The following is a 14,617-nucleotide window of genomic DNA, read 5'->3' on the forward strand; positions in this document are numbered from 1 at the left end:
ACTCCGACAATTTAATCGTGATTATCGCACTGAATGGAATTTTTCCTATCATTTGGATATTTTCCATTTATGAAGTAATTTTCCAGCATGAAAGATGTCAAGTTCGCAATCACTGATATTGAAACTACCGGCAACGGTATTAAAGGCAATCGCATTACTGAAATTTGTGTGATCGTTGTACAGGATGGAAAAGTGATCGATGAATACTCCTCGCTGGTAAATCCAAGTCAGTCAATACCTCTATACATTGAAAGCCTTACAGGAATTAACGATGAAATGGTTCTTAATGCTCCTCAGTTTTCAGAGATTGCAGATGAAGTGGAAAGAATTACAAAAGATTGTGTTTTTGTAGCTCATAATGTGAATTTCGACTATAATATTGTTCGAGCGGAATTTGCCAGTATAGGTCGTGATTTCAAACGGAAAAGACTTTGTACCGTAAGGCTTACCAAGAAACTGATCCCCGGGCTTTTTTCTTACAGTCTTGGAAATATATGTACTTCAATCAATATTCCGCATATGGACAGGCATAGGGCTAAAGGCGATTGTGATGCGACGGTAACCTTATTTCAGAGATGTCTTTCCCTGGATCCTGAATTCGAAGTGATTAGTCAGTTATTGAATCAAAAAACTGCTGCTTCTTATTTACCTCCAAATTTTAAAAGTTCAGATTTTGAAAAACTCCCGAAAGCTACCGGAGTTTATTTTTTCAAGGATAAAGATGGAATTCCCATTTACATAGGAAAAGCAAAGAATATAAAGAGCAGGATAAAGTCTCATTTTCAGGAAAGATCTAACCGGAAGTATAAAATGATGCAGGAAACTTATAGCATCGATTATGAATTAACAGGGAATGAATTGCTTGCGCTTTTAAGAGAATCTGAATTGATCCTGAAATTCTTTCCGAAGTATAATAAAGCGCAGAAAAAGGTTTCCAGACCTTATACGCTCACTTCCTATCACAATCAAAAAGGGATCGAACAATTTGCGCTTCATAAAAACAAAATCGCACCGGTTAGCTGGATGAAATTCTATACGCGGGAAGAAGCGATTAAATTCATGGAGTTTCTATGTGAAAAATTTGAACTATGTCCTAAATATTGCGGTTTACAGGCTGGTGTTAAATATTGTGATCATTATAAGATCACCACTTGCAGCGGAGTTTGCAAAAATGAAATCAGCCTGGAAGAATATAATAACCGGGTAGAAAAGGCGGTAGATTTTATTTCGGCATATGACGAATCATGTCTGTTGCTTGAAAAAGGGCGTACTAACAAAGAGAAATCATTTATTTACCTGAATAAAGGAAAGTTTGCCGGGTATGGATTTATTTCAGATGCTGAAGATTTCAATCAGCCTGAAGATTTCAGGAATTTCCTGAATCCGTCGAAAACTTCAAGCTATGCAGATAGGATAGTTAGCCGATATTTAAACACGGAAAAAAATCTTTCAAGAATTCCTTTAAATACTGAAGAGAAAGAACTGGCAGAAAATGAGGCCTGGTTCGGGTAATTTGAGGAAATATTAAAACCTATATCTTTGGCTTAACTTCAAAAAGCGCCAATGCATCCAGACAATCTTCACAATGCTTCTTATGATTTTGAAAGATTAATCGAATCTCACAAAAGATTAGGTGAATTTGTCTTCTTAAATAAATATGGAAACAAATCTATAGACTTTTCTAATCAGGGAGCAGTACTACATTTAAATAAAGCTTTATTAAAGTGTCATTATCAGGTAGAGAACTGGGATATTCCAAAGAACTATTTATGTCCACCTATTCCCGGTCGCGCTGATTATATTCATTATCTAAATGATCTCCTGGCTGAAGAAAATATTCAGAAAGAAATCAAGGGAATCGATATAGGCGTTGGTGGCAATGCGATCTACCCTATTCTGGCAAATAGAATCTATGGCTGGCAAATGCTGGGAACCGATATCGAAAAGAGATCGGTTGAGAACGCAAAAGCAAACATTAAGGCAAATCCGGAAATCGCTGATAATGTTGAAATAATTCATCAGGAAGATCGGGGCAGCATTTTTAAAGGTGTTTTGAAGCCGGAAGAACACTATCGCTTTAGCATGTGCAATCCTCCTTTTCATGCGTCAGAAAAAGAAGCAAAAAAAGCTGCATCCAGAAAAATTAAAAACCTTGGACTGGAATCATCAGAACTCAATTTTGGTGGTCAGGCTAACGAGTTATGGTGCAACGGTGGTGAAGCACTGTTTATTAAAAGAATGATCAAAGAAAGTGTTTTGGTAAAGGAACAGATAGATTGGTTTACTTCTCTTGTTTCTAAAAAAGAAAACTTACCTAAGATCTATAAACTGCTGAAGAAATCTGGAGCCCAGTTTAAAACTATAGAAATGGATCAGGGAAATAAGAAAAGTCGGTTTATCGCCTGGACGTTCCTATAATTCTGAATTTCTAAAAATCTATATCTTAGCAGAAACAGGTTTTTATGCTCTCTACCATAGAATATGCGATTACCGCAATTGTCTGCATTATTACGGCAATTATCATTCAGCGCATCTTTATAAAGGAAAGATCCAGAGGAACAGCTGTAAAATCTATACAGGGCATTAAATGGTTTGGACTGGCAATATTCGTCTGGGGGTTCGGCGCAATTCTTAATTTCATCTTTACTGAAATTTTAAACTGGTCGCCAACAAATAAGCTCCTTATCTATACCGGTGTTATTATTTCCCTCGCAAATTCCCTGTTTATACTTCTCTCACTTCCATCGATTGAACATTCAAAGAAAAGAAGTTTTATCGTTAGACTGGTCAAAAGATTCGGTTCAAAGGAATTCATAGGTCTTTATTGCGGAGTCATGGGAATGATCTCGTTCGTATTTATTGCTGCATCTTATTCAAATGCCACAGCTAGCAATAATTTCATCTGGCTAATTGATATTCCAATATCAATATTCGTTGCATTATCACTTTTATACGAACTGAACAGTGCTTTTACCTCGCGAAAAATGAAGTTCATGCTCCTGCCGACTTTTGCGCTTTTTGCGTTAATTGTTATCGCTGTAAGTCATAGAATCATTCCGCAAGACAGGGCATTGGAAGTCCTGGATCAGGAATTCTGGGCGATGGCTGGTAGTATAACCGCAATATCTTTTAAATTTCTTTTCATTCTTTTATTCTCGATTTTACTGTATAGCTGGAAATTCCTGTCCGAAAAAGAACAACAGGAAACTTTAGCTGGCGAATTACATTCTGAAAATGCCAAACTCAAAGCTAAACTGGAACGTCTGGAATTGTCTAATGAAAGCCATTTAGATACCATTCGAACGATGAAAACTGAACTTTCAGAATTAAAGGAAAACCAAAAAGTGACATTTTCAGACCGGCAAAAAGAAGTTTTGGGGAATCTGGCATACTTTGGACTTGAGAAATCCTATTCTGAAATAGCCATGGCCATGAATATTAGTCTGGAAGGATTTCAAACTCACATTTACCAGATCAAAAAGCTCCTTAATGTTAGTGGTAGCGGCGGGAAAGAGCAATTGATCATTTTCGCAAAGAAAAATGATCTTACCAAATATGCAACGCCACATGATGATGCTCAAACACATGCTTAAGCATATCCTTTAAAATAAAACAGCAGTACTTAAGCTTTTGACCAGAGGATATTTAGACCAATTTGTCTGAAAATCTTCAAAATATGTCAATACTATTATTTAATGCTACACAAAATCTGGATGAAACCATAAACGCGCAATTTCTGAATGCAACTGGCTGGTTTATCGATGCCGTTTTTGCTGAAATACCGATTACCGAAAATGTTGGAATTCCGTGGGTGTTGATCGTCTTGATTTTAGGAGCTTTATACTTTACCGTTTATTTCAAATTAGTAAACTTCAGAGAATTTTTTACCGCGATCAAAGTAGTTCGCGGCGATTTTGAACATCTGGAAAATCCAGATTCAAATGAGAAAATTGTTCAAATAGAAGGAGACGATAAAACTCCTAAAAAAATTGCCGGTGATGGAGAGGTCACCCATTTTCAGGCGCTAACCGCAGCGATTTCTGCTACAGTTGGCCTAGGAAATATTGCTGGAGTTGCCATCGCACTTGGAATCGGCGGTCCTGGAGCAACTTTCTGGATGATCTTGATTGGCCTGCTGGGAATGTCTTCAAAATTCGTGGAATGTACTTTAGGCGTAAAATATCGTGAAGTAAATTCTGAAGGAACCATTTTTGGCGGACCTATGTATTATCTCAAAAAAGGACTGCAGGAAAAAGGGTTTAAGAAATTAGGAAAATTACTAGCCATACTATTCTCGATCATGTGTATTGGTGGAAGTTTTGGTGGTGGGAACATGTTTCAAGTAAACCAGGCATTTAAGTTATTTGAACACGTGACCGGCGGAACAGAAAGTATTCTTTATGAAAGGGGGTGGATCTTTGGACTAATGATGTCTGTCTTAGTAGGAATTGTAATTATTGGTGGAATTCGGAAAATTGCAAAAGTAACCGACAAGATCGTTCCATTCATGGTGGTGATGTATATTATGGCAGTAATAATCATTCTTGGGATGAACTATCAGCAAATCCCAGATGCATTTTTGTCTATCTGGAATGGAGCCTTTAATCCTGAAGGTATTATTGGAGGTTTCGTAGGTGTTTTGATACAGGGATTTAAAAGAGCGGCATTTAGCAATGAAGCTGGAATTGGGAGTGCTTCCATTGCTCATAGCGCTGTTAAAACAAAATATCCTGCCAGCGAAGGGCTTGTGGCTTTACTGGAACCATTTATAGACACCGTGGTGGTTTGCACCATGACCGCGCTTGTTCTTATTATTACCAATGTTATTACCCCTAATATGGAATTAAGTAATGAGGAAGGTGTTTTGTTGACCGCCCAGGCATTGGAAAGTGGCATTTCCTGGTTTCCATATTTACTTTCATTTGCCGTTATATTATTTGCCTTTTCAAGTATGATCTCCTGGTCCTATTACGGTTACCAGGCATGGAGCTACTTATTTGGTCGTGGAAAGAAAACTGAATACGCTTACAAATTAATTTTCTGCATATTCACCATTATAGGTGCCGCTGCCACCCTTGGAGCGGTAACCGATTTTAGTGATGCCATGATATTTTCGATGCTGGTTCCAAACATGATAGGGCTATTCATATTGAGTCCGAAAGTTGCTGAAGAACTAAAGCGCTATCGAAAACTTATAAATTCAAAAAGTTGATTTACGTCAATATTTTATAGGTAAGCGTCATAAAATTCGTAAATGACAAACTATATTTATAATGGTTCAATTTTTTAAAAGAGATAGACAATGGGGAGTCTATCTCTTTCTTTGTTTAAAGGGCTGTTTACTGAAAATCAATTTTTTAAACTATATTGGTATAGCGTCAGGATCTTAAATTTAGACATAGCGACCTAAACTCTTTTTTATGGATACAATTCATTTTAGCGAATGGAACTTTAATTGTGAGTTGAATGCAATTCGCGATTTTCCTATTTGCTCGTTAGAATTTCCGGGCATTCAAAAACTCTATAAAGTTCAGTATCGATGAAGAATTCGGAGATTTTCGATATCGTCCATGAAAGGCTTGAGAATGACCTTCCTGATTATCTTCATTATCATGATCCAGAGCATACAAAATCTGTTATTGAAAAATCAGTTTTCCTTGCTGAGAAGGAAGACCTCAGCAAAGCTGAAATTCATTTAATTAAAGTTGCTGCTTTATACCATGACGCCGGATTTATAATCGGCAGAAAGGATCATGAGGAAAAAAGCTGTAAACTGGCAAGTCAGGAATTACCTCAATATGACTATTCTAAAGAAGAGATTAAAATGATCTGCGGAATGATCAATGCCACTAGAATTCCTCAGAAAACCCATAATATTTACGAAGATATAGTAGCAGATGCAGATCTTTTTTATTTGGGAACCGACACTTATGATCACTACTCAAACAAACTCTATTCTGAATTAAAACATCATAATCTAAAATTATCTGAAAAGGACTGGCTGAAAATCCAGCTTGATTTCCTGCAGGCTCATAAATTTCACACAAAATATGCCTTAAAGGTTCTTGCACCGGTTAAGAAAAAACACTTAAAGAAATTAATGAAAATGTGGGCCAAGCTTCAGAAGTTGTAATCACTAAAATGTTCAGTTTTTGCGGGTTTACCCTCTATAGGATATTTAGAAAAATAAGTATAACTTTAAATTTCAAAGTTTTGGTTATCGAGTAAGTATATAGCATAGGTGATATTTCAACCTTATTCTTTAACTAACCAACTCAAGAAAAGGGATAGCTACTGTTATCCCTTTTTCAATTTAATGATGTTGCTCACTAGTTTTTTAAAAGAGAATTATCAGAATATCAGATTTATTTTCGTTATTGGTTATTCAAATTCACCTGTACCTAAAATACTATGATAGATTTAGCTGTAATTGATTACATCCTAATATTCTCATTTTTTGCAATTACTCTTGGCGTTGGATTTTACGTCTCCAAAAAATCCGGTAAAAGTTCTTCTGAATATTTTTTATCAGGTAAAACGATGCCCTGGTGGCTTCTTGGTGTATCAATGGTCGCAACCACATTTTCGACAGATACACCAAACCTTGTGACAGATATAGTTAGGAATAATGGTGTTTCCGGAAACTGGGTATGGTGGGCATTTCTATTAACTGGGCTATTGACTGTCTTTATATATGCTAAACTCTGGCGTAAATCAAATGTTGATACAGATATTGAATTCTACGAGTTGAGATATGGTGGTAAGCCAGCAAAATTCCTAAGAGCTTTTAGAGCAATTTACCTTGGCGTTATTTTTAATGTTCTGGCGATGGCTGCAGTAACTTTAGCGGCCATAAAGATTGGTCAGGTAATGTTAGGTTTAAGCGCTATTGAAACCATCGGGTTAGCCGGAATCGTCACTGTTATTTTCAGTACTATGGGTGGATTCAAAGGCGTGGTATATACCGATTTCATTCTTTTTTTCACTGCCATCATAGGTGGGATTGGCGCGGCATATTATTGTGTGAATTTACCTGAAGTAGGAGGTTTAGATAATTTACTAATGCATGAAAATGTGGTGAATAAATTAAGTATACTTCCAGATTTCTCAAATACAGAAGCTTTAATTACACTTTTGATCATACCATTAGCAGTACAATGGTGGAGCGCGTGGTATCCGGGTGCAGAACCTGGAGGAGGCGGATATGTAGCTCAAAGAATGTTAGCGGCAAAAAATGAAAATCACGCTATTGGTGCAACATTCTTTTTCAACGTACTTCATTATGCTTTAAGACCATGGCCTTGGATTCTAGTAGCCTTGACATCCTTGGTTATCTATCCGGATATCGCTAGTATTCAGGAAGCATTTCCTAATGTGAGTCAGGATAAATTAGGTCATGACCTTGCTTATTCTGCTATGCTTACAAAATTACCTGCTGGTTTATTAGGATTGGTAATTGCTTCACTGGTCGCTGCTTATATGTCTACCATATCAACTCATCTCAATTGGGGTTCTTCTTATATCGTAAATGATTTTTATTCAAGATATATAAAGAAAACAGCTTCTGAAAAAGAGCTAGTAAATGTTGGTAGAATAAGTACTGTGCTATTAATGATCATTAGCGCGACGCTGGCGTTAGTTCTTCAAAATGCTTTACAGCTATTTAATATAATATTAATGTTTGGCGCTGGAACCGGACTAATTTTTTTATTAAGATGGTTCTGGTGGAGAATAAATGCCTGGAGCGAGATTACTGCTATGTTCGTTTCAGGAGTAATTTCTATTTTATTTAATTTCACATCACTTGGTGTTATAGTTTTTGGGGGTATAGATCCTGATAATAATCGGGAGATTATTGGGATACTACCTGGCTGGGCTACGTATCCAATGGTAGTGCTAATCACAACCATTTCATGGATTTTAGTTACCTATATCACTAAACCTGAAAAAACATCTACTTTGATCGAATTCTATAAAAAAACCCAACCTGGAGGTCCAGGCTGGCAAAAAATATTAACTGAATTGGATGAGTTCTACGAGAGAAAAGAGTGGAATGTTCCTGCTGGAATACTAGCAACTATACTAGGTTGTTTTACAATCTATGGCGCGTTATTTGGTACAGGTTACTGGATTTACGGGAAGTATTTAAAAGCTTCGATAATTACAATCGTTGTGATCATATTATCATACTTTCTAAGAAAGTTATGGTTCAGGATTAAGTCCAATGTTTTCTAAATAAAAAGAGCTCCATTTTCATGGAGCTCTTTTTATTTATCTATGAAGTGTTAGAAGTAACATCCACCTTTTCTTCTTCCCGGATTAGCCGCACTATCAAATATTTTGAAACTAATACTCAATAATATTTGATTCAGCCTTGAGTCATCAAAATTGGCAGTGTTTATTCCATAACCATCAGGACCTCCATTTACTATATTAATTATATAAGGTTCTTTACTAGCTAGTGTACGATCATATCTTAAATCAAGTTCAAATCTACCAAATGCAGCTTTAATTCCAGCTTGAGCCGCTAGAGGACTATTCTGTACAATAACTGGTTGATCTGCCTCGTTTCCTTCAAGTGAAACTTCTAATATTTTCTGATAAGCAGGTCCAGCGTAAACATCGACTGGTCCCCATACGTTATAACCTAACAACAATGGCACGCTAATTTTATCCAAAGTATAAGTTGATGGTTGTGTTGGAAATTGAAATTCAACTTCCATTGCACTATAGATAATTTCAGGTCTAATTAAAAATTTATTAAGACGGACTTCAAAGAATCCCCCTCCATGATATTTGAATTGGGAATCGCCTTCAACAGTTCCGCCAAAATCGGTTCCACCACCTACTCTACCGGTGATCTGCCCTCCCATGATGTAACTAGGGCCACCTTTAATTCCGAAGCTAAATTCCTGAGCGCTAGTTGCTGTAAAGCAAAGCAGGCCAACAATAAGTAGATAAAATGCTTTATTCATGATCATAGTATAATTCGCGGACAATCGGGGTTAAATATATCAATTTAATAGACTATTCAAATAGTTGAGCCTATGTTTTTAACGTAAAAAAACAAGTTTCAGTATTTTTCAATAAAAAAAGCACCTGGAATCGGTGCTTCTCAATTCAATAATAATTTATTAGTCTGTAGTCTTGTCACCTTCCCATTCTGAAAAACCACCTAATAGATTATAAGTTTCACTGAAACCCATTTGATCTAAAAGTGTACAGGCCTGAGAACTTCTTTTACCAGATCGGCAGTAGATATAATAGTGCTTAGATTTATCCAGTTTTTCAACTTCATTGATAAATCCCTGCCCTTTATATATGTCTATATTCTTTGAGTTTGGGATATAACCCTCTTCTACCTCTTCTTCAGTACGTACGTCAAGAATAACAGAATCCTTGTCGTCATTTAATTGTTTCTGCCATTCTTCCTGACTTAATTCTTTCATCGTAGTTAAGTTTTATTATTGGATATGTAAAGATAATCTAATTTTTTGGCTGAGAAATCTGAAACAGCCTGTCAGAAAATTTTAACAGAACATTAAAATAATCAACCATGAATTTAATTATATTTGTACATACAACAATTGTCTATACAAATGAAAATTGAAGAGCAGCTAAAAACCGATAATATGGCAGAATCCAAAAAACTAGTTCTGAATATTATTGTAACCGCTAATTACTTAAGCGAAAAATTAGCTGAAATAATCAAACCATTTGATATAAGTAGTCAGCAGTTTAATGTTCTTAGAATCCTTAGAGGACAGAGAGGAAAACCTGCCAACCTTTCAACAATCCAGGAAAGGATGGTATCTAAAATGAGCAATACTACAAGGTTAGTAGACAAATTAGTAGATAAGAATTTATGTGAAAGAATTGTTTGCCCTTCTAACAGAAGGAAAGTTGAAATTAGGATTACCGAACAGGGATTAAAATTGCTGGAAAAATTAGATCCATTAATCGAGGATCACGAGAACAATATTGCTGAAAAAATAAACGAAAAAGAAATTTTATCACTTAACGAAAAATTAAATGAACTTAGAAGTTAACACCCAAAACACTTATAACGAAGATCTCAACTGGCGATATGCCACTAAAAAATTCAATCCTGAGAAAGAGATCAGACAGGAAGATTTAAATTCTTTGCTTGAGAGTATACAGTTAACAGCCTCCTCATATGGATTACAACCGTACGAAGTGATCGTAGTAAAGGATAAAGATATTAGAGAAAAATTAAAGGAAGTTGCATGGAATCAGACGCAGATTACAGATGCATCTTATCTTTTGGTCTTTGCTAACCTTAGATCGGTTAAAGAATCATACGTCGATTCATATCTAGATAATATAGCGGAGACACGTAATCTTTCTCGAGAGGATCTTAAAGGGATGGAGGACATGATAAAGAATACTACTTTACAATTACCAGCAGAATCTCAGAACCCATGGGCAGCTAAGCAAGCTTACATCGCATTAGGTAATTTATTATCTGCTGCAGCGAATTTAAAGATAGACACCTGTCCTATGGAAGGATTTGAAGCGGAAAAATTTGATGAGATCCTTGGATTAAAAGACAAAAATTTAACTACTGCTGTGATCGCTCCAATAGGTTATAGAAGCGATGATGATCAATATCAGCATTTAACTAAAGTAAGAAAATCAAAGTCAGATTTAATTGAAATAATTTAAAAACCAAAAATGGATAACTATGAAAAATAGAATTATTAAAGGCGGAATCGCCGCAGTAATTGTTTTAACAACAGTAGCATTTACAAATACAAAGAAAGAAGTAAATACTGAAGCAAGTGAGATCACCTGGGTAGGTGAAAAAGTTACCGGTTCCCACAATGGAACTATCGAATTAGAAAGCGGACATTTAATGATGGAAGACGATAAGATCGTTGGTGGAGAATTCGTAATGGATATGAGCACTATTACAGTTACCGATCTTTCTGGAGAAAATAAAGGAAAGTTAGAAGGACACCTAAAATCTGAAGATTTCTTTGGCGTAGAAAAGCATCCAAAAGCAAAGCTTGTGATCACGAGTGCAGCAGCCAAAGGAAATGGAAAATATGGAATTGTTGGTGATCTTACTATTAAAGAAGAGACACATCCTATAACGTTCGATTTGAAAATGGATGGAAATTCAGCTTCAACAAGTCTTACCATAGACAGATCAAAATACAATGTTAGATATGGTTCTGGAAGCTTCTTCGACAATCTTGGAGACAAGACTATTTATGACAATTTTGAACTTGATGTTAAACTGAAGTTCTAATTTGCGAAATTCCGGAACCCTACTTCCGGAATTTTTATTTGGTAAATTGTTTGTTTAGAAAAATTTCATCTCTATATTTGAAGTCATGTTTAAAATGAATAAAAATAACTGGTGGTGGAATAACTTACGTCAAACTTCGTGAGCTAAACTGCTATTTCCATTATAGAAAATACCAAGGCTTGTCTCACGACAAGCCTTTTTTTATTGCATAAAATTAATATTCAATGTTCGAATTAGATACAAAATACAAGAAGATCCTGGCCGATACCATTACTCCGGTGAGTATTTATCTTAAATTAAGAGATAAATATCCAAACAGTTTATTGTTGGAGAGTAGTGACTATCATGCTAGCGATAATAGTTTCTCCTATATCTGTTGCAATCCTATAGCTTCATTCAGACTGGAAAATGAAGTTATCACCACAGCATTTCCCGATGGATCAACAGAAAAATTGAACGTTGATTCTAAGATTTCTGTTCCTAAAGAAATCCAGAAGTTTTCTCAAAAATTTAAAGTAGATTCATCGGAATTCAAGTTCATAAACAACGGACTTTTTGGCTATATCGCTTATGATTCGGTTCGATATTTTGAGAATGTTGAAGTCAGTAGAAAAGAAAAAGATCTTCAGATTCCGGATATTTATTATGCTGTTTATCAAAATATCATTGCCATAAATCACTTCAAGAACGAGGCGTATATTTTTGATCATTCCTATAATTCTGAAAGTAAGATTGAAGAAATCGAGCAACTGCTGAAAGTTAAAAATTTTGCGTCTTACAATTTCAACAGAAATGAAAAGCCAAAATCCAATCTAAATGATGAGGAATATAAAGCAATGGTAGATTCGGCCAAGGAACATTGCCATCGCGGAGACGTATTTCAGCTGGTTTTGTCCAGAAGATTTTCTCAAAAATTCAAGGGCGATGAATTCAACGTATATCGCGCTTTGCGAAATGTGAATCCTTCCCCCTATCTATTTTATTTCGACTATGGGAATTTCAAAATCTTCGGAAGTTCTCCAGAAGCACAGCTGGTTGTAAATAAAGGTCGAGCTGAAATTCATCCAATTGCCGGAACGTTTAAAAGAACCGGAAATGATGAAAAAGATGCAGAGATTGCAAAGGAATTAGCCGTAGATGAAAAGGAAAACTCTGAACATGTGATGCTGGTAGACCTGGCTCGTAATGATCTTAGTAGAAATGGAAGTGATGTAAAAGTGGAAAATTACAGGGAGATCCAGTTCTTTTCTCATGTGATCCATTTGGTAAGTAAGGTTACAGGAAAAATAGATACAAAAGTTCCAACCCCCCAAATTGTGGCCGATACTTTCCCGGCAGGAACTTTAAGCGGTGCACCAAAACCCATGGCCTTAAAATTGATCGAAAAATTCGAGAATGTAAATAGGAGCGCTTACGGAGGAGCCATTGGATTCATGGATTTTGAAGGGAATTTTAATCACGCAATTATCATCAGGTCTTTTGTGAGTAAGAACCACGAATTACATTACCAGGCTGGAGCAGGAATTGTTTCTGAATCTAAATCAGAGAATGAATTACAGGAAGTTTATAATAAACTAGGCGCTTTGACCAAAGCACTTGAAATTGCTGAAGAAATATAGAATGAAAGAGATAAAGAAAATACTGGTAATAGACAATTACGATTCTTTCGTATATAACCTGGTGCATTACCTCGAAGAGCTGGATTGCAAGGTTGATGTAAGGCGAAACGATCAGTTGCATATCGATGATGTGGAAGATTACGACAAAATATTATTATCGCCAGGGCCGGGAATTCCAGATGAAGCAGGACTTTTAAAACCCATTATCAAAAAATATGCAGCGACTAAAAGTATTCTTGGAGTTTGCCTGGGGATGCAGGCCATCGGTGAAGTTTTCGGTGGAAAATTATTGAATCTCGATGATGTCTATCACGGTGTAGCTACTAAAATTGAGCTTTTCGTAGACGACGAATATTTATTTGCCGGTCTTGATAAAGAATTACAGGTAGGACGTTATCACTCCTGGGTAGTCGAAAAGAACTTACCTCCTACTCTACAGGCAACCAGTTACGATGAAAAAGGAGAAATCATGTCGCTCAGGCATACCGAATTTGACGTGCGTGGAGTTCAGTTTCATCCTGAATCTGTGCTTACTCCAGAAGGAAAAAGAATGATCAAAAACTGGGTGAATGGCCCAGAACAAGATAATATTCAAAAAGAGGAAGTATCAAAATCGGAAAAAACAATATCATAAATTGACAAAATTCGGCATCCTGAATTCATTTTCAGGATTTAGAGAGTAGCTGAAATAAATTCAGCTTGATATAGAGAGAGGACATAAAAAATGAAAGAACTTTTAAACAGGCTTATCAGTCACGAAACCATAAGCACGGAAGAGGCTAAGCAGGTGATCTTCAATATTTCTGAAGGTAAATATAACGAAACCCAGATCGCTGCTTTTCTTACCGTTTATATGATGCGAAGTATCACTATTGAGGAACTCGAAGGTTTCAGGGATGCGCTTCTTGAATTATGCATTAAAGTAGATCTTTCTGCTTACGAAGCAGTAGATCTTTGCGGAACTGGAGGTGACGGAAAAGACACTTTTAATATTTCCACAACATCTTCTTTTGTGACTGCCGGTGCCGGGGTGAAAGTAGCTAAACACGGAAATTACGGGGTTTCTTCGGTGAGCGGAAGCTCGAACGTCATGGAATATCTCGGAATTAAATTTAGCAATGATGCTGGATTTCTGGAAAAGTGTATCGATGAGGCTAATATTTGCATTCTACATGCTCCGTTATTCCACCCGGCTATGAAAAATGTGGCTCCGGTGAGAAAGAGTCTGGCGGTAAAAACCTTCTTTAATATGCTCGGACCGATGGTAAACCCAGCATTTCCTAAGAATCAGTTAGTAGGTGTTTTCAGTCTTGAACTGGCAAGGATGTATGCCTATCTATATCAGAATACCGATAAAAATTATACTATTTTACACGCGTTAGACGGATATGATGAAATCTCTCTAACCGGTGAAACAAAAAGTATCAGCAATAATTCTGAAAGAGTTCTAAAACCTACAGATTTTGGAGTTTCAGAATTAAAAATGTCTGAGATCGCGGGCGGCGGTTCCATAGAAAGTTCAGCAGAGATCCTGACCAATATTCTGAAAGGTAAAGGAACCTCAGCACAGAACAATGTGGTTTGTGCCAATGCTGGTATGGCCATTGCGACTTCCAGAAACCTGAGTCCGCAGGATGGATTTGCCACAGCAAAGGAATCTCTGGAATCTGGCCAGGCCTTTGAAAGTTTTAAAAAATTACAGGAATTAAGTCAATTTTAAATC

The 14,617-nt window shown here is 36.4% G+C and carries 14 protein-coding genes; 12 read left to right on the forward strand and 2 right to left on the reverse strand.

The genetic code is table 11. From position 1 onward, the window contains the following. Positions 1-87 precede the first annotated feature (87 nt). The 6 genes from RE431_RS10265 to RE431_RS10290 all read left to right on the forward strand — a co-directional run bounded on the left by RE431_RS10265 (position 88) and on the right by RE431_RS10290 (position 8,235). Positions 88-1,512 carry an exonuclease domain-containing protein gene (locus RE431_RS10265; protein WP_309561887.1) on the forward strand — a complete coding sequence of 475 codons (1,425 nt, stop codon included), beginning with the start codon at positions 88-90 and terminating at the stop codon, positions 1,510-1,512. 51 nt (positions 1,513-1,563) lie between these two features. After that, entirely contained in the window at positions 1,564-2,418 is an 855-nt protein-coding gene (rlmF, locus tag RE431_RS10270) for a 23S rRNA (adenine(1618)-N(6))-methyltransferase RlmF (RefSeq protein ID WP_309561888.1), read from the forward strand. 44 nt (positions 2,419-2,462) lie between these two features. Continuing rightward, positions 2,463-3,593, forward strand: coding sequence for a helix-turn-helix transcriptional regulator (locus RE431_RS10275; protein WP_309561889.1), 1,131 nt, complete (start codon positions 2,463-2,465; stop codon positions 3,591-3,593). Positions 3,594-3,676: 83 nt separating this feature from the next. Beyond that, on the forward strand, positions 3,677-5,212 hold the full coding sequence (locus tag RE431_RS10280) for an alanine/glycine:cation symporter family protein (protein WP_309561890.1): 1,536 nt from the start codon (positions 3,677-3,679) through the stop codon (positions 5,210-5,212). Between the two features lie 327 nt (positions 5,213-5,539). Continuing rightward, positions 5,540-6,133 carry an HD domain-containing protein gene (locus RE431_RS10285; RefSeq protein WP_309561891.1) on the forward strand — a complete coding sequence of 198 codons (594 nt, stop codon included), beginning with the start codon at positions 5,540-5,542 and terminating at the stop codon, positions 6,131-6,133. Between the two features lie 278 nt (positions 6,134-6,411). Beyond that, positions 6,412-8,235: a sodium:solute symporter family protein gene (locus RE431_RS10290; protein WP_309561892.1), complete on the forward strand. Its 1,824-nt coding sequence runs from the start codon at positions 6,412-6,414 to the stop codon at positions 8,233-8,235. A 50-nt stretch (positions 8,236-8,285) separates the two neighbouring features. On the opposite strand, the gene RE431_RS10295 is transcribed toward RE431_RS10290, so the two are convergent. Then, positions 8,286-8,975: an outer membrane beta-barrel protein gene (locus RE431_RS10295; RefSeq protein WP_309561893.1), complete on the reverse strand. Its 690-nt coding sequence runs from the start codon at positions 8,973-8,975 to the stop codon at positions 8,286-8,288. A gap of 159 nt (positions 8,976-9,134) precedes the next feature. Next, positions 9,135-9,449, reverse strand: coding sequence for a rhodanese-like domain-containing protein (locus RE431_RS10300; protein ID WP_309561894.1), 315 nt, complete (start codon positions 9,447-9,449; stop codon positions 9,135-9,137). Between the two features lie 183 nt (positions 9,450-9,632). Between RE431_RS10300 and RE431_RS10305 the strand changes: the two genes are divergently transcribed. The 6 genes from RE431_RS10305 (at position 9,633) to trpD (ending at position 14,614) form a co-directional block, all read left to right on the forward strand. Next, positions 9,633-10,049, forward strand: a complete 417-nt coding sequence (locus RE431_RS10305) for a MarR family winged helix-turn-helix transcriptional regulator (RefSeq protein WP_309561895.1) — start codon at positions 9,633-9,635, stop codon at positions 10,047-10,049. Beyond that, on the forward strand, positions 10,033-10,686 hold the full coding sequence (locus RE431_RS10310; protein ID WP_309561896.1) for an NAD(P)H-dependent oxidoreductase: 654 nt from the start codon (positions 10,033-10,035) through the stop codon (positions 10,684-10,686). The genes RE431_RS10305 and RE431_RS10310 overlap by 17 nt, the downstream gene beginning before the upstream one ends. 19 nt (positions 10,687-10,705) lie before the next feature. Continuing rightward, a complete protein-coding gene (locus RE431_RS10315; RefSeq protein WP_309561897.1) occupies positions 10,706-11,275 on the forward strand; it encodes a YceI family protein in 570 nt (189 codons plus the stop codon). Between the two features lie 224 nt (positions 11,276-11,499). Then, positions 11,500-12,894 carry an anthranilate synthase component I family protein gene (locus tag RE431_RS10320; RefSeq protein ID WP_309561898.1) on the forward strand — a complete coding sequence of 465 codons (1,395 nt, stop codon included), beginning with the start codon at positions 11,500-11,502 and terminating at the stop codon, positions 12,892-12,894. Positions 12,895-12,904: 10 nt separating this feature from the next. Beyond that, entirely contained in the window at positions 12,905-13,528 is a 624-nt protein-coding gene (locus RE431_RS10325; RefSeq protein WP_309561950.1) for an anthranilate synthase component II, read from the forward strand. Between the two features lie 90 nt (positions 13,529-13,618). Then, positions 13,619-14,614 carry an anthranilate phosphoribosyltransferase gene (gene trpD, locus RE431_RS10330; RefSeq protein ID WP_309561899.1) on the forward strand — a complete coding sequence of 332 codons (996 nt, stop codon included), beginning with the start codon at positions 13,619-13,621 and terminating at the stop codon, positions 14,612-14,614. Positions 14,615-14,617: the final 3 nt, after the last annotated feature.

Source organism: Christiangramia sediminicola (assembly GCF_031344135.1).
In the GTDB taxonomy this organism is placed as follows: domain Bacteria; phylum Bacteroidota; class Bacteroidia; order Flavobacteriales; family Flavobacteriaceae; genus Christiangramia; species Christiangramia sediminicola.